This is a genomic window from Ruegeria sp. BB9 (assembly GCF_056539345.1).
Map to the genome: position 1 here is coordinate 222,239 of NZ_JBQFUU010000005.1, position 15,639 is coordinate 237,877.

The window sequence follows — 15,639 nt, forward strand, 5'->3', positions numbered from 1 at the left end:
CAGCACTTTCTGCCATAGCGCAATGCTGCACGTGCAGCAACGGACAGCTTGTCTCATGGGAAAGCCTCGGCCGAATTGCGCCCAAGGGAATTGGGTTCAACTTCCTGTTTTGGCTTCTTTTTCGGGCTGCCACGGGGCTTTCACCGTCGGAGCGCCGAATAGATAGCCCTGCAGGCAGTCCACACCGCTGGCTACCAGAAACTCGGCATCTTCACGAGTTTCGACCGATTCGGCGATGACCAGAATCTCAAACTCACGGGCGACGGCGATCAGCGCGCGCACCAGCGCCTGATTGTCCGGGTTGGTGCTGACACCCCGTACGAACTGCCCGTCGATCTTCGCCGCGTCAAAGAAGAACTCGCGAAAATACCTGAAGCTGAAGTTGCTGGCGCCGAAGTCATCCAGCGCAAAAGCGATCCCGCGATCCTGAAGCCGGTCCATGAAATCGACCACCAGTTCGGGAACCTGCATTGCCGAGCTTTCGGAGATTTCGAGGATAAGCCGCTCGCCCAGGGTTTTGTCCCGTTTGAGAAACCGGTCCAATATCCGTGACCAGCGCGCGTATCCGATCGAGCGTGCGGACATGTTGATAGAAAGCCGGATTTCCGGATTTCTCGACAGGGCGCGCAACCCTTTTTCCAATGCTATGCAATCCAGTTCCCGGCCGATTGGTGTGTTTTCCACCTGCGGCATGAACTCCCGCGCGGGGATCACGCGGCCGGTTTCGTCCAGCACGCGGATGAATGCCTCGTAGAATGCGACGCCGTGCGGGTCGCGTGCTTGCATGACGGGTTGGAACGCGAGGCGGCATTGCTGATGCTTGACGGCCTCGGTCGCCATTTGAACGGTCGAATTGTCCCGCGCGGCGACGGCCGAATTCAACGGGCTGTCCCCACCTTCTGGCAGATCTGCAAAGTCCTTTTTCCGCATCGACGCCGAATCCCCGTACGTTTCCGAAACCGGTCAGCACGTAGTTTCGGATCGTACCGGTGAATTTGCGGTTAATGCGCGTCGGGAATCAGTGGGTGGGATCAGCGGGTCGTCTGGGCTGCGTGGCGCAATTCGACCACGGCGCCAATGACAGCGCCCAGGAAGCCTGTGCCCACCATAGCCACTCCAAGCATCATCACCGCCGGGGCAGGCTGCTGGCCAAGGGCGCTGAGCATCGCGATTACCAGGCCCAACAGGCCGGTTGCGGTGAAGATGGCAGTAACGCGAGACATTGTGGAACTCCGACCGATCAAACTTGTCACTTGTCCGGATATGGAGCACGCGCGCGGGATTTCAAGCGCCCGCCCGGCAGACGCCGCCAGTCTCAGGCCTGTTTTGCCTGTTGGTTGGGCAGGTTTTCGTCAAATTGCTCGAAACCGGGCGTTCCGCGATCTTCGGGGTGGCGGGCCAGGTGCTTGGACTTGATCTGCTCGGAGCTGTCGCGGCTGCCGTCATGGCTGTAGCCCGGCGGGGCAAAGCAATAGGCCAGCCGCTGTTTCAGGGTCAGGCCCGGCTGGGTCGCGTCGCGCCAGATGGCCACCCATTCGTGAAAGGCCACCCGCAGCGGGTTGAAGGTGCCGATATTGTGCACCAGGCCATAGTCGACCCGGTCGTCCTCCTGCTCGGGGACGAAGGTGCCGAACAGCTTGTCCCAGATGATGAACACCCCGGCATAGTTGCAATCCAGATAGCGCGCGTTGCGGCCGTGGTGGGCGCGGTGATGGCTGGGGGTGTTCATGACCGCCTCGAACCAGCGGGGCATCTTGCCGATGGCTTCGGTGTGGATCCAGAACTGGTAGATCAGGTTCAAGCCGCCGCAGAACAGCACCATCGCCGGGTGGAAGCCCAGCAGGATCAACGGCGCGCGCACAACCATCATGAAGGTGAAGGTATAGGTCCAGGTCTGCCGCAGGGCGGTTGTCAGGTTGTAGTGCTGCGAGCTGTGGTGGTTTACATGGCTGGCCCAGACCCAGCGGATCCGATGCCCGAACCGGTGCACCCAATAGTATCGCAGGTCATCCAGCACAAAGCACAGGATGATCACCGGGATCGATGTGCCCAGATCCAAGGGCGTGATCTTCCACAGCCACATGAAGAACCCATAGGCGATGAAGCCCAGCAGGAATCCGGACGCGATGTTGCCCGCTCCCATGATCAGCGAGGTCACGGCGTCGCGGGTTTCATACCGCCCGCCACGGCCCTTCATGGCGATCCACAGAAATTCGGCCAGGATTGCGGCGATAAAGAACGGCACGGCCCATTGGACGACATCGGGAAAGCTGATCTGGTCGGTCATGCGGGCTCCAACAGGTGGCGCCAGTGGCGGCGCTCGGTTTCGTCAAGGCGGACGGTCACGCCGGGGGTGGCGAAGTCGTGGAACTGGACCTCGATTCCCTCGGGGTGGTCGATCCAGTCGAAATCGCGCAGGTGGCGGGCCACCGTGTCGGCGCCAAAGGACCACAACAGGCCCGGCCCGGTCTCGGTACGTAGCAATGCGGCGTGTCCGTCATGGGTCAGGGTGACGTCGATGATGGTGTCGTCGGGGAAATGGCGCACCCATTCGGCGCGCGCGGTATCGGCGCTCAGCACGCGCAGGCGCGATTTGCCCGTCAGATGCAGCAGTGCGGTGATGCCGGCAATGCCACCGACCACCAGAACCAGCAGGATTTCCAGCGGCATGATGTCCTCCCGCGGACAGAGTGCAAGCGGGGTCAGGCCCTGTCAAAGGTGGCGTTGCGTCAGGGGGTGTCGTGCGGCTCCAGCAGCTCGTGCCGGACAACGCGCTCGACGAAGGGCACCAGCCCCTCGGGCCCCGAGGCGCGATCCTTGAGGTGAATGCAGATATCCGGCCGCCGCGCCGCGATGATGCCCACCAGTTCGCCGCGCACCTTGTCGTCGAGGCCCGCGCCCATGATCGCGCAGGCGATGCGCGGTTCGGCGTCCAGTTGCCGCCGCACCTCGTCGGGGTCATGCGCGCCCAGCCAGCGGATCGGAAGGTGGTCCAGTTGCCGCGCCACGTCGCCGATCACGTTGGGCAGCCGGCCAATCAGCAAAACCACCGGTTTCATCTCAGCCTCCTGTCTGTTGCCAATGAAAAACCGGCCCTGTTCAGGCCGGTTCCAGTCTAGCACAAAAGGCCCGTCAGGTGGTCAGCTTTCGGGGTTCAGCAGGGCCGCGATGATCGCCTTGGCACTGTCCGAGTTCCATTCGGCATCGCCGATCAGCCGCGCGATTTCCTGGCCGTCGGGGTCAATGATCACGGTGATCGGAAGGCCGACGATGCCCATCTCGCGGGCGACGGCCTGCTTCGGGTCTTGGTGGCGGGGCAGGTTGGTGATGCCGTTTTCATCAAAGAACTTCTTGATCCCCGCGGGCGAGTTGCGCCCGGTGGCCAGCGTCAGAACCTCGAACTGGTCTCCGCCGAACTCCTCCTGCAGTTCGGCGATCTGGGGCATCTCCTTGCGGCAGGGCGCGCACCAGGTGGCCCAGAAGTTCAGCAGAACGTATTTGCCGCGATAATCTGCCAGCGTGGCGGTGCCGCCGTCATCTTCCAGCAGGAATTCCGCGTCCGAGACCGGTTTCGGCTCGGAATGCAGGATCAGGCGTTTCAGGCTGCCGTCGCGCAGGTCGGCCAGGGCCTGCATGTCGGCGGCCAAAGCGGCATTTGCACCCAGCGCAAGGGCCATATAAAGGGGGATCAGACGAAACAGGCGCATATCAACTCCGGGTTTTCCAGCATGACCGAACAATCCTCGAACCAGATGTGGGGTGGCCGCTTTGCCGCCGGACCAGACGCGATCATGGAGGCGATCAATGCCTCGATCGGGTTCGACCGACGGATGGCGGCCCAGGACATCGCGGGCTCGCGTGCCCATGCCGCCATGCTGGCCGCCACGGGCGTCATAACTGATAGTGATGCCGAGGCCATTCGGGAAGGGCTGCTCACCGTTTTGTCAGAGATAGAAGGTGGTGAGTTCCAGTTCTCGACCGCGCTGGAAGACATCCACATGAATGTCGAGGCGCGCCTGAAAGAGATCATCGGAGAGCCCGCAGGCCGCCTGCACACGGGTCGCAGCCGCAATGACCAGGTGGCGACCGATTTCAAACTGTGGGTCCGCGATCAGCTGGACGCCGCCGAATCCGGCCTGCTGGCCTTGATCCGCGCGCTATTGGCGCAGGCCGAGGCCGGGGCCGATTGGGTCATGCCCGGTTTCACCCACCTGCAGACAGCGCAGCCGGTGACCTGGGGCCACCACATGATGGCCTATGTCGAGATGTTTGGCCGCGACCTTTCCCGCGTGCGCGACGCGCGGGCGCGGATGAATGAATGCCCGCTGGGCGCGGCGGCGCTGGCCGGCACCTCGTTCCCGATCGACCGGCACATGACGGCGCAGGCGCTGGGCTTTGACCGGCCTGCCGCCAACTCGCTGGATGCGGTCAGCGATCGCGATTTCGCGCTGGAATTCCTGTCGGTGGCCTCGATATGCGCGGTGCACCTGTCGCGCTTTGCCGAGGAACTGGTGATCTGGTCTTCGGCCCAGTTCCGCTTTGTCACCCTGTCAGACCGGTTCTCGACCGGCTCGTCGATCATGCCGCAGAAAAAGAACCCCGACGCCGCCGAGCTGATCCGCGCCAAGGTGGGCCGGATCTTTGGTGCCAACACGGCGCTGATGATGGTTATGAAAGGGCTGCCGCTGGCCTATTCCAAGGACATGCAGGAAGACAAGGAGCAGGTCTTTGACGCCGCCGACAACTGGATGCTGGCGCTGGCCGCGATGGAGGGCATGGTCAAGGACATGACCGCCAATCGCGACAGCCTGGCCGCTGCCGCCGGCTCGGGCTTTTCCACCGCGACCGATCTGGCCGACTGGCTGGTGCGGGTGCTGGGCCTGCCCTTCCGTGATGCGCACCACGTCACCGGATCGCTGGTCGCCATGGCCGAGAAGAAGGGCTGCGACCTGCCCGATCTGACGCTCGAGGACATGCAGTTGGTTCACGCGGGCATCACGCAGGATGTCTATTCTGTCCTTGGCGTTGATAATTCGGTAAACTCGCGCCAGTCCTATGGCGGTACGGCCCCGGACCAGGTCCGGGCGCAGATCGCCCGCTGGAAGGAGATGCTGGAATGACAACCTTGCGTGTGATTGCCCTGATCGGGGCCGCCTTTGCTTTGGCGGCCTGCGGCGCCGACGGAGAGCCCGTCCAGCCGACCCTGAACGCCAATGTGGGCGTTTCGACCAGTGGCACATATGTAAGCGGGGGCGTCGGCCTGCACCGAGGCCCCCTCAGCGTGTTTCTGGGGATCTGAACGCTTTGAGGTTGAAAGCGACGTGCCAGTCGCCATTTAGCAAGTGATCCAACTAATGAAGGCAGCGAAATGAAACCACTCGGCCTTGTCCTGTCGCTTGCCGTGCTGGCGGCCTGCGAAACCACGAATCCGCCGCGCTCTCAGCCAGTAGAAGAGCCCGCGCGCTCGGGGGCTGGAGTGTCCGTATCCGGATATGCGCGGGCCGGGGTGTCGACGAATTTCTGAATGAGCGCTTGATGCGCTCAGCCGGCCACAGGGTGCCCGCGCTGCCGCAGACACTCGATCAGAATGTCACGCCGGGTGTTGCGCATCTCGGCGGCTCCGGCGACGGCACCTGCCGCTGATCCCACCGCTGCGCCGGCTATGGCGCCTTCTGTGTTTCCAACCGTGTCGTCCGAAATACCTGCCATTGCGCCGACCCCGGCGCCTATCAAGGCCTGTGTCCGGGTTTCCGGGCTCCACAGGTCCTGAGACTTGGCCAATGCGCGGCACTGGTCCAGATCAGCGGCGTAAGCCGGGCCCGGCTCGGCAGACAGGACGGGTTGGTGTTGGGCACCTGTGCCGCTGCATGCGGCTGTGACCAGGGCCAGCGGCAAGACGGTCAATGTGAAACGTTCCTTGAACAGCATGAGTTGTCTTTCTTTGTAGGTATTACGGCGGGACCCGGCGCCACCTCCTGTTGCTGTGGCTTCGGGCCGTACACGAGTGCGCGCCGGGCGGGTTCAGAGGTGGCCCAAGCCACGATGAGCCAATGCCAGGATGTAGAAAGCCAGGATGAAATCCAGAATCTCGACCAGTCCCAGCATCAGCGGAATCGGGTCGGGTGATGTGGGGAAGACATGACCCAGGTCCAGCAGGACCACGAAGATGTACCCCCAGGCCGCCACGATGGCGCCCCAGCTTGCCGTTGCCGAGCCGCGCAGCATAGCCACCGCCGACCCCACGGCCAGCAGGGCAAGCGCGATCAGAAAGGCGTTGAAACCCCAGAACACCGTTCCACCCAGCCCGGAAAAGTCCCGGGTCTCGATCGGTCCGCCGGGGACGAGCGTGACAAAGCTGGCGACGAGGACAAGCATCAGTTTGGCGGCTGTTGCCGTGAGTTGGGAGGCCATAGGACGCGTTGGACCGGCTTTGATTTGTGACGAATGCGCCATGACAGAATCCTTTTAATGACTGGCGGGTCATAAATGGAGATGGTGTTACTGACCGTCAAGTCATTAAAAGATTGAATTTGCGTGACGCCGCGTCCAATCTGCGTCAAGAAAGGCGCGCCGGAAGAAAATCGAGGGGCAAGATGCCGAAGATCGTCGATCGCGAAGAGATGCAGGGGCGGATATTGGATGCCGCCATGGCCTGCTTTCTGGATCAGGGCTATCACGCTACCAAGATGCAGGACGTGGCCCATCAGGCCGGGATGGCCAAGGGCACGTTGTATCTGTATTTCCAAAGCAAGGAGGCTTTGCTTCTGGCGTTGCTGCAGCGGTATTTCGAGGATATCCGCGCCCGCATCAGCGACATCCCGGCCCCGCAGACGCTGGACCAGTTCATGACCGGGCTGCGTCTGTCCATGCCCGCCGACCGTCTAGCTGCAACGCAGCTGTTCTTTGACGTGCTGGGCCCCGGATTTCAGGACCCGCGCGCGGCCGAGATCATTGGCGGATTCTTCGCCTGGCTCGCCGATCATTATGCGGCTCAGTTCGCTCCCTTTATCCGCGCGGGTGAAATCCGCGGCGATCTCAGTGCGCAGGCCGCAGCGCAGGCGGTGACGGCGATGCTGGATGGGCTGGTGATCCATCTGGCGATCTTCGGGGGCGATGAAAGCGACTTTGAAGCGCGGCGCGACGCGACCCTTTCGTTGCTTGAGGCCGGCCTGCGCGGATAAGCCGTAGCGCCCGACTTCTGTGCGGTTCGCACCGGATTGCGTGCCCGCGATGCAAATCCCGTTGATCCACAGGCCTGTTTTGGTCTAAGCGCGCAGATATGGATCACTTTCTTTACCGCGATGGCGTGTTGTGCGCCGAGGACGTCCCGGTTGCCGAGATCGCGGCTGCGGTTGGCACGCCGTTCTATGTCTATTCCACGGCGACGCTGCTGCGGCATTACAACCTGTTCGACGAGGCGTTGGCAGGTACCGACCACGTGGTCTGTTATGCGATGAAGGCCGCCAGCAACCAGGCCATTCTGAAAACGCTGGCGCAGGCGGGCGCGGGGATGGACGTGGTTTCGGGCGGCGAGTACCTGCGGGCCAAGGCAGCGGGCGTGCCGGGCGAAAAGATCGTGTTCTCGGGCGTCGGCAAAACGGCTGAGGAAATCCGCATCGCGCTGACCGGCGGGATTCGCCAGTTCAACGTCGAATCCGAGCCTGAGATGGAGGTGATCAACGCCGTCGCGCAGGAACTGGGCGTGATCGCGCCGATCACTGTTCGGGTGAACCCGGACGTCGACGCCAAGACACACGCCAAGATCGCCACGGGAAAATCCGAAAACAAGTTCGGCATCCCGATCGCCCGTGCGCCCGAGGTCTATGCCCATGCGGCCAGCCTGCCCGGCCTGAAGGTGGTGGGCATCGACGTGCATATCGGCTCGCAATTGACCGATCTTGAGCCGTTCCGCCTGGCCTACTCCAAAGTCGCCGAGCTGACCGAACAGCTGCGCGCACAGGGTCACGACATTCACCGTCTGGACTTGGGTGGCGGGCTGGGCATTCCCTATGCCCGTTCGAACGAAGCACCGCCGCTGCCGTTGGAATACGGTGCGATGATCAAGGAAACACTGGGCCATCTGGGGTGCGAGATTGAGATCGAGCCGGGCCGTCTGATCGCGGGCAACGCGGGGCTGATGGTGTCGAAGGTGATCTATGTGAAGTCGGGCGAAGGGCGCGATTTCCTGATCCTCGACGGGGCGATGAACGATCTGATCCGCCCGGCCATGTACGACGCCTATCACGACATCGTTCCCGTCATCGAGCCCGCCCCGGGGGTCGAACAACGCCGCTATGACATTGTCGGGCCGGTTTGCGAGACCGGGGATACCTTTGCGAAACAAAGGGCGATGCCACCGCTGAACCCGGGGGATCTGGTCGCATTTCGCAGCGCCGGCGCCTATGGCGCGGTTATGTCCAGTGAATACAACACCCGGCCTCTGATCCCTGAAGTTCTGGTTCATGGCGATCAATTCGCGGTTATTCGTGAACGGCCAACCTTTGACGAAATCATAAACCGCGATACCATACCTGAGTGGCTGTGACGCGATAACCGCGCGGGCCCGACCCGGAGGCCTGACGTGACCGACACTCGCAACCTGCCGATCCCCAGACTGTCCCTGTTGCTGACGCGCACGGGGATGCTGGCCGAGCAGGTGATGCGCGCCTTTTGGCCGTTCCTGTCGATTGCGGCTCTGATCATGGCGGCCTTGCTGCTGGGTCTCCACGACCTGGTCGGCGTTGAAACCGTCTGGATCATCGGGGCCGCAGCCATTGTGGCGTTGGCGGCTGCACTGATTTGGGGCACGCGGAGGTTTCGGTTCCCCACCCGCACGCAGGCGCTTGTCCGACTGGACGAGACACTGCCGGGCCGTCCCATTCAGGCGTTGCTGGACGATCAGGCCATCGGGGCGATGGACGAAGATTCGCGCGCTTTGTGGCAGGCCCATCAGGCGCGCATGGCCGCCCGCGCCGCGCAGGCAGGACCGGTCAAGCCTGACCTGAACCTTGCCGCTCGTGACCCCTACGCGCTGCGCTATGCGGCGCTTTTGGCGCTGGTGGTCGGATTGCTGTTCGGATCGTTCTGGAAAGTTGGATCGGTCGCGCAGATGACACCCGGTACGGCCGTGGCCGGCCAGGGCCCCAGCTGGGAAGGCTGGGTCGAGCCGCCTCGCTATACCGGCCTGCCGACGCTGTATCTGGCCGATCAATCCGGTCCGACGCTGACAGTGCCACAAGGCAGCCGCGTCACTTTGCGCTTCTATGGCGAGGTCGGCGCGCACAGGTTGACCGAAACCAGTTCCTTAGCTTCCACCACGACAGCAACCGATCCGGATCAGGAGTTTGTCGTCGAGCGTTCGGGCCGATTGTCGATCGAAGGCCCTGCAGGGCGTGACTGGGGTGTCGAGGTCATTGCGGACGCGCCGCCGGTAATCGCCGTGGCTGAACCTGCCACGGCCGAGGCTGGTGGCCAGATGAAACTGCCGTTCTCGGCACGTGACGATTATGGGATCCTGTCAGGCACCGCGTTGATCGAACTGGACCTGGCCGCGGTCGATCGTCGCCATGGTCTGGCCGTTGCACCCGAACCACGCGATGCGGTCACCGTCGACCTGCCCATGCCGATCGCTGGTGACCGGAGCGATTTCACGGAAGACTTGATCGAGGACTTTTCGGAACACCCTTGGGCGCACCTGCCGGTCAAGATCACCCTTTCGGCCGTCGATGCCGCTGATCAGGTTTCCGAGTCGGATGTCTACCGAACCGACCTTCCCGCCCGCCGGTTCTTTGATCCGCTGGCTGCGGCGGTGATTGAACAGCGTCGCGATCTGCTGTGGTCGCGCGACAACGCCAAACGGGTGGCTCAGCTGTTGCGGGCGGTTTCGCACCGGCCCGAAGATGTCTTCCGTTCGGAAACCGCATATCTGCGACTGCGCTACATTCTGCGCCGGTTGGAAACCTTTACGGAATTCGGCCTGGACCCCGAACAGCAGACCGAGATCGCGCAAGCCCTGTGGGATTTGGCCATCCTGATCGAAGAAGGCACGCTCGCCGATGCGCTGGAGCGGATGCGCCGCGCTCAGGAGCGTCTGACCGAAGCGATGCAGAACGGTGCCAGCGACGAGGAAATCGCCGAGTTGATGCAGGAACTGCGTGAAGCGACCGACGAGTATCTTCGTCAGCTGCAGCGACTGGCGCAAGAGAACCCGGACGGCCAGCAGGGCCAGCAGAACCAATCCGGTGAATCCATGCAGATGACGCAGGATGACCTTCAGCGGATGATGGATCGGATCCAAGAACTGATGGAGCAAGGCCGCATGGCCGAGGCCCAGCAGGCGCTGGAGGAGTTCCAGCAGATGATGGAAAACATGCGCGTGACCCAGGGCCAGGGACAGGGGCAACAATCCGAAGGCCAGCAGGCCATGGAAGGTTTGGCCGAAACCCTGCGTGAGCAGCAGGGCCTGAGCGACGAGGCCTTCCGTGACTTGCAGGAGCAATTCAATCCCGGCGCGCAGGCCGGTGAAAGCCAGGGCAATGAAGGCCGCTCGGGCGGTCAGGGGCGCGGCCAGAGCCATGAGGGTCAGGGCGGCCAGGGCCAAGGATCGGATCAGGCGGGCGAAGGCCAGCAAGGGCAAGGGACTCTGGCTGACCGCCAACAGGCGCTGCGCGATGAACTGAATCGCCAGCAGCAGAACCTGCCGGGCGCCGGAACACCCGAAGGCGACGCCGCACGCGAGTCGCTGGGGCGTGCAGGTCGTGCCATGGATGAGGCCGAAGATGCCCTGCGGAGCGACGACCTTGCCGAAGCGATCGACCGCCAGTCCGAAGCAATGGAAGCGTTGCGCGAAGGGATGCGCGAGCTGGGTGAGGCCATGGCCCAGAACCAGCAGAACCAGCCCGGTCAGGGTACGCAGGAAGGCGACATGCAGGCCAACAACCGCGATCCGCTGGGTCGGAATCCGGGCGCTGCGGGCTCGATCTCGACCGAGGAGAACCTGCTGCAGGGGGATGATGTGTATCGCCGTGCCCGCGAGTTGCTGGATGAAATCCGTCGCCGTACCGGCGAAACCGACAGGCCCAGGATCGAACTGGAATACCTCAAAAGGTTGCTCGAGCGGTTCTGACCGGCAGGGTTACTCGGTCGCGGAGCCAGCCTGCGATTCCAGCCAGACCCGGGCCTGATCGACCATCGAGACATACGACTGCAACACGGGCTCGGCTTGGGGAACCGCCTCGCTGATCTGGCGGGCGTTGCCGTAGATCAGGAACAGGATGACCCCGATGATCAGGATCAGCGCAAAGCCGCGCAGGAACCCGCCCGATTTCCGCGGCGGGGCCTCGGCGGACTCTGCCTCGGCGGGTGCGTCGTCGCTGCGCAAAGTCGAATTGATGCTGTCCACATCCGGCAGCGCCTCTTTCTGACCGGTTCCCGCGGCGGTTTCGGTCGCCGCAGGAGGTGTCGGCTTCGGGGCCGGTTCCGGCTGCTGATCCAGGCCCAGATCCGGCTGACTTTCCAGGCCGGACCCTTCCTTGGCGCGCAGTTCGGCCTCACGCGCGGCTTCCTCTCGCAGGATTGTCGCAACGGCCGGATCGACGTTGCCGGTCGGAGCGGCTGGCCGGGCTTCGTCCTCGGGATCGGGCTGTTCGGCTTCGACCTGTTCGTCTTGTGCCTGCTCTGGTTCCGGCGCAGCAGCTTCGGCGGCTGGCTGCTCAGACGCATCCGAAGGCGCGCTTTCGGCCGGACCATCATCGGTTTCGGCCGCGACAGGCTCGGCCTCCGGGTGTTTGGGTTGGAACCAGGTCTGCTCGCAGCTCGAGCATTGCACGTCTCGGCCTTCTTCCGGAATGACCTCATCCGGAACCTCGTACTGGGCATTACAGTTCGGGCATGTTAGTCGCATACTGCCTCCCCGGCCGCTGGCGGCCTGTCGTCGTTTTTCCAAGAATGATAATCCGTTAAGGCGAAACAGCAAAGCGCGTTTTCGGCCCGGTGGATCAAGTGTCGCCAAATGGACTCGGTGCAGGCATTGAAACCGTGGTCGTGCTCGGGCAAGAAGGGCGCAAGCAATATTGAGGGCAGGCGTGATCGAGCTTGAAAATGTCAGCTACAGCTATGGCGGCGGCGAACTGCTGAGCAATGTCTCGGTCCAGTTGCAGCCGGGGTCGTTCCATTTTCTGACCGGCCCGTCCGGAGCGGGCAAAACGACCCTGTTGAAACTCTGCTATGGCGCGTTGCTGGCCAGTTCGGGGCGGATCAGCGCCTTTGATCAGGACATTGCCCGACTGGACCGGGACCAGATGGCCCTGCTGCGCCGTCGCATCGGTGTCGTGCATCAGGACTGCCGGTTTCTGGACCACATGACTCTGGCAGAGAATGTCGCCCTGCCACTGATGGTGTCGGGACGCTCTGTCGAGTCCGAGCAGGAAGATCTGACCGAACTCCTGTCCTGGGTCGGTCTTGGTGGCCGCCTGGACGCACTTCCGCCGGAGCTTTCGGGCGGCGAGCGGCAACGGGCTGCACTGGCGCGGGCGGTCATCCTGTCACCGGACGTGGTGTTGGCCGACGAACCCACCGGCAACGTCGACTGGGAGATGTCCCAGCGTCTGCTGCGTCTGCTGATCGAGCTGAACCACATGGGAAAGACCGTGGTGATCGCCACCCATGATCTGAGCTTGATCCGGGCGGCCAAAAGCCAGGTGCAGGCCCGGGTTCTTCGGATCTCGCAGCGGCGGCTGCAACTGGCGGGGGCGGATCTATGATTGCCGATGACATTCGTGCCCTGCTGCGCCGGGACGCCCGGGCTGACCGCGTCGTGCCGCCAACCGGATTTACGGCGCACCTGACCCTTTTCGTGTCAGGTGCGATGGCCTTTCTGACAGTATTCGCGCTTGCGCTGTCGCTGGCCTCGGGCCGGTTGGCCGATCGCTGGGCCTCGGAGCTGGCCGGAGCAGCCACTCTGCGGATCAATGCGCCTGCTGAACAGCGTGCCGCGCAGACGGAGGCCGCTCTGGAGGTTCTGAAACAGACCTCGGGCGTGGCCTCGGCCCGCGCGCTCAGCGCCGAAGAACAGGCCGCGCTGCTGGCCCCCTGGTTTGGACCTGACCTGCCGCTGGACACGCTGCCGGTGCCGCAGCTCATCGAAATCATCGAGGGCGAGCCGGGGTTGGACACGATGGGCCTGCGCCTGCGGCTGGCGGCCGAGGTGCCAGGTGCGGTTCTGGATGACCATTCCCGCTGGCGCGAGCCGCTGGTCGATGCGGCCACCTCGCTGCGGCGGTTGGGCTGGATCTCGATCCTGCTGATCGGCGGGGCCACGGCGGCGATGATCACGCTTGCGGCCAATGCTTCGCTTGCGGCCAACGCCCAGATCATCGAGGTGCTGCGTCAGGTCGGTGCACGCGACCGTTTCATCGCCGGTGCCTTCGTGCGGCGCTTCACCTGGCGCGCGTTTTTCGGTGCCGTGGTGGGGACGGTTCTGGGCCTGACCGGGGTGCTGCTGCTGCCCGAGGCCTCGGATGCGGGCGGTTTCCTGACCGGCCTTGGATTCCAGGGCGCCGACTGGCTGCTGCCCGCCGTAATCCCCGTTTTGGGCGCGGCCGTGGCCTTTGCCGCCACATGGTCGGCGGCCCGTCGCAAATTGAAGGAGCTTTCGTGATGGCAATGGCGGTCCAATGGGTGCGCTCGCTGATCTTCATGGTCACGATCTACGCATGGATGGCGGTTCTGGGCCTGGTGTTCGCGCCCTATGCGCTGTTCTCCAAGCGCGGGGCACTGCGCGCTTGCAAGACCTATGCGCGCACGACCATATGGCTGGCGCGCTGGATGGTGGGCATTCGCGGCGAGGTGCGTGGCAACGTGCCCACGGGCGAGGTGGTGATCGCCGCCAAGCATCAATCCTTCTTCGACATCATCCTGATCTTCGACGCGATCCCCCATGGCAAGTTCATCATGAAGCGCGAACTGCTGTGGACCCCGATCATCGGCATGTATGCCCGTCGACTGGGTTGTATTCCGGTCAATCGCGGCAAGCGAGGCGCGGCAGTGGCCAAGATGGTCAAGGACGTTTCCAAAGAGTTCACCGAGCCCGGGCAACTGGTGATCTATCCGCAGGGCACCCGGGTGGCGCCGGGGGTCTACAAGCCCTACAAGGTCGGCACCGCCGTTCTGTACGAGGGGCTGGGCTTCCCCTGCGTGCCGGCGGCCACCAATGTCGGCGTCTTCTGGCCCCGGTCGGGAATTCTGCGCAAACCGGGCCATGCGATCGTCGAATTCCTTGATCCGATCGAACCGGGCGTCAATCGCGATTCGTTCCTCGCCCGGCTGGAAGAGGTGATCGAGACGCGTTCGAACGCGCTGATGCGCGAAGTGGGGTTTGATCCGGATGCAGTACATCAATGACATCACCGCGCTCGAGGCGCTGTACGGCACGCCCGGCGCGGCCTCGATGCGGAAGGTTGCGCGGCAACTGACGCCGCTCTACCGCAAATGGATCATGGCGTCGCGGCTGTGCGTGCTGTCCACAGTGGGCCCCGAAGGCGTGGATGGCAGCCCCCGGGGCGATGACGGCCCGGTGGTGATAGAACTGGACCCCGGTACCCTGGCCTTGCCCGACTGGCGCGGCAACAACCGCCTGGACAGCCTGCGCAACATCGTGCGCGATCCGCGTGTGGCGCTGATGTTCATGGTGCCCGGCTCGAACAACGTGGTGCGGGTGAACGGTACCGCCCGGTTGACGGCCGACGCCGACCTGCGCGCCCGGTTCGAGAAAAAGGGCAAGCAACCGGCCACGGTGATCGTTATCGAAATCGGGGAAATCTACTCGCAATGCGCCCGCGCGCTGATGCGGGCTGAAACCTGGACCGGCGGCGATCACAGCGCCGGGTTGCCGACGGTGGGCGAGATTCTGGCCGAGGTGTCTCAGGGCGAGGAAGGCGGCGCACGCTATGATCGCGAATGGGGCGCGCGCGCCGCAAAGACGATGTGGTGATCACGCTGCCGTCGCGCCCAGCCGGGTGACCCGTGCGATCCATTTCTGGACGCTGTCCTGCTTGGGATAGCTGGCACCGGAAAACCAGGTGAACCGCGTCGGCTTGAACCCGACAAATCCCAGAACCTGACCGCGCATCTGGTGAATCAGCGCCCGGCGGTAAACCAACCGCATGAACCAGCCCGGCGTGTCCGAGGTGATGATGACGCGCGCAGTTCGGCCGTCGAGCATCGGCGCCGGGAATCCCAGTTTGTTGGGATTGCGGGTGTCGAACGTACGGCCCGGGATGAACATCCGGTCGATCAGCCCCTTGAGCTTGGCGGGCAGGCCGCCCCACCACATGGGCGTGGTCAGAACCAGGTGATCGCTCCATTCGATATCCTGCAGAACCTGTTCCAGAACCGGCTCCAGCGGTTTGAAATCATGATAGTTGCCCTGTCCGAAATCGAAATCGAACTCCAGATCGCTGAGGTGAACGGTTTTCACTTCATGGCCCTTGGCGCGCGCGGCTTCGGCATAGGTGTCGGCAAAGGTGCGCGACAGGCTGCTTTCGGCGGGGTGACCGTCGAGGATGAGAATTTTCTTGGGTTGCATCGGGATTCTCCTAAAATTGACCACGGTCAGTTTATAGAATCAAAAAATGACCACGG

At 63.4% G+C, this 15,639-nt stretch carries 20 protein-coding genes; 10 read left to right on the top strand and 10 right to left on the bottom strand.

The features are described from left to right. Nucleotides 1-96: 96 nt before the first annotated feature. The 6 genes from ACR0FC_RS16845 to ACR0FC_RS16870 form a co-directional block, all read right to left on the bottom strand. Complete coding sequence (locus tag ACR0FC_RS16845) at nt 97-930, bottom strand: EAL domain-containing protein (RefSeq protein WP_170342246.1); 834 nt, start codon at nt 928-930, stop codon at nt 97-99. Between the two features lie 101 nt (nt 931-1,031). Next, nucleotides 1,032-1,223 (bottom strand): hypothetical protein, encoded by a 192-nt coding sequence (locus ACR0FC_RS16850; RefSeq protein WP_093963509.1) that lies wholly within the window; start codon nt 1,221-1,223, stop codon nt 1,032-1,034. 92 nt (nt 1,224-1,315) lie between these two features. Beyond that, nucleotides 1,316-2,287 carry a sterol desaturase family protein gene (locus tag ACR0FC_RS16855; RefSeq protein WP_170342245.1) on the bottom strand — a complete coding sequence of 324 codons (972 nt, stop codon included), beginning with the start codon at nt 2,285-2,287 and terminating at the stop codon, nt 1,316-1,318. Further along, the gene (locus ACR0FC_RS16860) at nt 2,284-2,670 is read right to left on the bottom strand and encodes a hypothetical protein (protein WP_170342244.1); all 387 of its coding nucleotides are present in this window, start codon (nt 2,668-2,670) and stop codon (nt 2,284-2,286) included. The genes ACR0FC_RS16855 and ACR0FC_RS16860 overlap by 4 nt, the downstream gene beginning before the upstream one ends. Before the next feature lie 59 nt (nt 2,671-2,729). Beyond that, on the bottom strand, nt 2,730-3,059 hold the full coding sequence (locus ACR0FC_RS16865) for a hypothetical protein (protein WP_170342243.1): 330 nt from the start codon (nt 3,057-3,059) through the stop codon (nt 2,730-2,732). Between the two features lie 81 nt (nt 3,060-3,140). Then, the gene (locus ACR0FC_RS16870) at nt 3,141-3,707 is read right to left on the bottom strand and encodes a TlpA disulfide reductase family protein (RefSeq protein ID WP_170342242.1); all 567 of its coding nucleotides are present in this window, start codon (nt 3,705-3,707) and stop codon (nt 3,141-3,143) included. Nucleotides 3,708-3,728: 21 nt separating this feature from the next. On the opposite strand from ACR0FC_RS16870, the gene argH reads away from it, so the two are divergent. The 3 genes from argH to ACR0FC_RS16885 all read left to right on the top strand — a co-directional run bounded on the left by argH (nt 3,729) and on the right by ACR0FC_RS16885 (nt 5,524). After that, nucleotides 3,729-5,120: an argininosuccinate lyase gene (argH, locus tag ACR0FC_RS16875; protein WP_170342241.1), complete on the top strand. Its 1,392-nt coding sequence runs from the start codon at nt 3,729-3,731 to the stop codon at nt 5,118-5,120. Further along, nucleotides 5,117-5,299, top strand: a complete 183-nt coding sequence (locus tag ACR0FC_RS16880) for a hypothetical protein (RefSeq protein ID WP_170342240.1) — start codon at nt 5,117-5,119, stop codon at nt 5,297-5,299. Before argH ends, ACR0FC_RS16880 begins: the two co-directional genes overlap by 4 nt. 69 nt (nt 5,300-5,368) lie before the next feature. Then, nucleotides 5,369-5,524, top strand: a complete 156-nt coding sequence (locus ACR0FC_RS16885; protein WP_170342239.1) for a hypothetical protein — start codon at nt 5,369-5,371, stop codon at nt 5,522-5,524. Nucleotides 5,525-5,541: 17 nt separating this feature from the next. Here ACR0FC_RS16885 and ACR0FC_RS16890 read toward each other — a convergent pair whose 3' ends face one another. Both ACR0FC_RS16890 and ACR0FC_RS16895 read right to left on the bottom strand, forming a co-directional pair. Beyond that, complete coding sequence (locus tag ACR0FC_RS16890) at nt 5,542-5,928, bottom strand: glycine zipper family protein (RefSeq protein ID WP_170342237.1); 387 nt, start codon at nt 5,926-5,928, stop codon at nt 5,542-5,544. 93 nt (nt 5,929-6,021) lie between these two features. Further along, a complete protein-coding gene (locus tag ACR0FC_RS16895; RefSeq protein WP_480656825.1) occupies nt 6,022-6,453 on the bottom strand; it encodes a DUF8051 family protein in 432 nt (143 codons plus the stop codon). A gap of 140 nt (nt 6,454-6,593) precedes the next feature. Here ACR0FC_RS16895 and ACR0FC_RS16900 point away from each other — a divergent pair, with 140 nt between their 5' ends. The 3 genes from ACR0FC_RS16900 to ACR0FC_RS16910 all read left to right on the top strand — a co-directional run bounded on the left by ACR0FC_RS16900 (nt 6,594) and on the right by ACR0FC_RS16910 (nt 11,125). Then, nucleotides 6,594-7,181 (top strand): TetR/AcrR family transcriptional regulator, encoded by a 588-nt coding sequence (locus tag ACR0FC_RS16900; protein ID WP_170342234.1) that lies wholly within the window; start codon nt 6,594-6,596, stop codon nt 7,179-7,181. A gap of 98 nt (nt 7,182-7,279) precedes the next feature. Next, on the top strand, nt 7,280-8,545 hold the full coding sequence (lysA, locus tag ACR0FC_RS16905; RefSeq protein WP_170342232.1) for a diaminopimelate decarboxylase: 1,266 nt from the start codon (nt 7,280-7,282) through the stop codon (nt 8,543-8,545). 36 nt (nt 8,546-8,581) lie between these two features. Next, nucleotides 8,582-11,125 carry a TIGR02302 family protein gene (locus ACR0FC_RS16910; RefSeq protein WP_367646665.1) on the top strand — a complete coding sequence of 848 codons (2,544 nt, stop codon included), beginning with the start codon at nt 8,582-8,584 and terminating at the stop codon, nt 11,123-11,125. 9 nt (nt 11,126-11,134) lie between these two features. Here ACR0FC_RS16910 and ACR0FC_RS16915 read toward each other — a convergent pair whose 3' ends face one another. After that, a complete protein-coding gene (locus ACR0FC_RS16915; RefSeq protein ID WP_170342230.1) occupies nt 11,135-11,902 on the bottom strand; it encodes a zinc-ribbon domain-containing protein in 768 nt (255 codons plus the stop codon). Nucleotides 11,903-12,083: 181 nt separating this feature from the next. Between ACR0FC_RS16915 and ACR0FC_RS16920 the strand changes: the two genes are divergently transcribed. The 4 genes from ACR0FC_RS16920 to ACR0FC_RS16935 are packed head-to-tail and all read left to right on the top strand — an operon-like array spanning nt 12,084 to nt 14,989. After that, a complete protein-coding gene (locus ACR0FC_RS16920; RefSeq protein ID WP_170342228.1) occupies nt 12,084-12,761 on the top strand; it encodes a cell division ATP-binding protein FtsE in 678 nt (225 codons plus the stop codon). Then, on the top strand, nt 12,758-13,657 hold the full coding sequence (locus ACR0FC_RS16925) for a cell division protein FtsX (RefSeq protein ID WP_170342226.1): 900 nt from the start codon (nt 12,758-12,760) through the stop codon (nt 13,655-13,657). Before ACR0FC_RS16920 ends, ACR0FC_RS16925 begins: the two co-directional genes overlap by 4 nt. After that, on the top strand, nt 13,657-14,400 hold the full coding sequence (locus tag ACR0FC_RS16930) for a lysophospholipid acyltransferase family protein (RefSeq protein WP_170342224.1): 744 nt from the start codon (nt 13,657-13,659) through the stop codon (nt 14,398-14,400). Before ACR0FC_RS16925 ends, ACR0FC_RS16930 begins: the two co-directional genes overlap by 1 nt. Next, nucleotides 14,384-14,989: a pyridoxamine 5'-phosphate oxidase family protein gene (locus tag ACR0FC_RS16935; protein ID WP_170342221.1), complete on the top strand. Its 606-nt coding sequence runs from the start codon at nt 14,384-14,386 to the stop codon at nt 14,987-14,989. The genes ACR0FC_RS16930 and ACR0FC_RS16935 overlap by 17 nt, the downstream gene beginning before the upstream one ends. Here the strand turns inward: ACR0FC_RS16935 and ACR0FC_RS16940 are convergent, their stop codons facing one another. After that, complete coding sequence (locus ACR0FC_RS16940; RefSeq protein ID WP_170342219.1) at nt 14,990-15,583, bottom strand: NAD(P)H-dependent oxidoreductase; 594 nt, start codon at nt 15,581-15,583, stop codon at nt 14,990-14,992. Nucleotides 15,584-15,639: the final 56 nt, after the last annotated feature.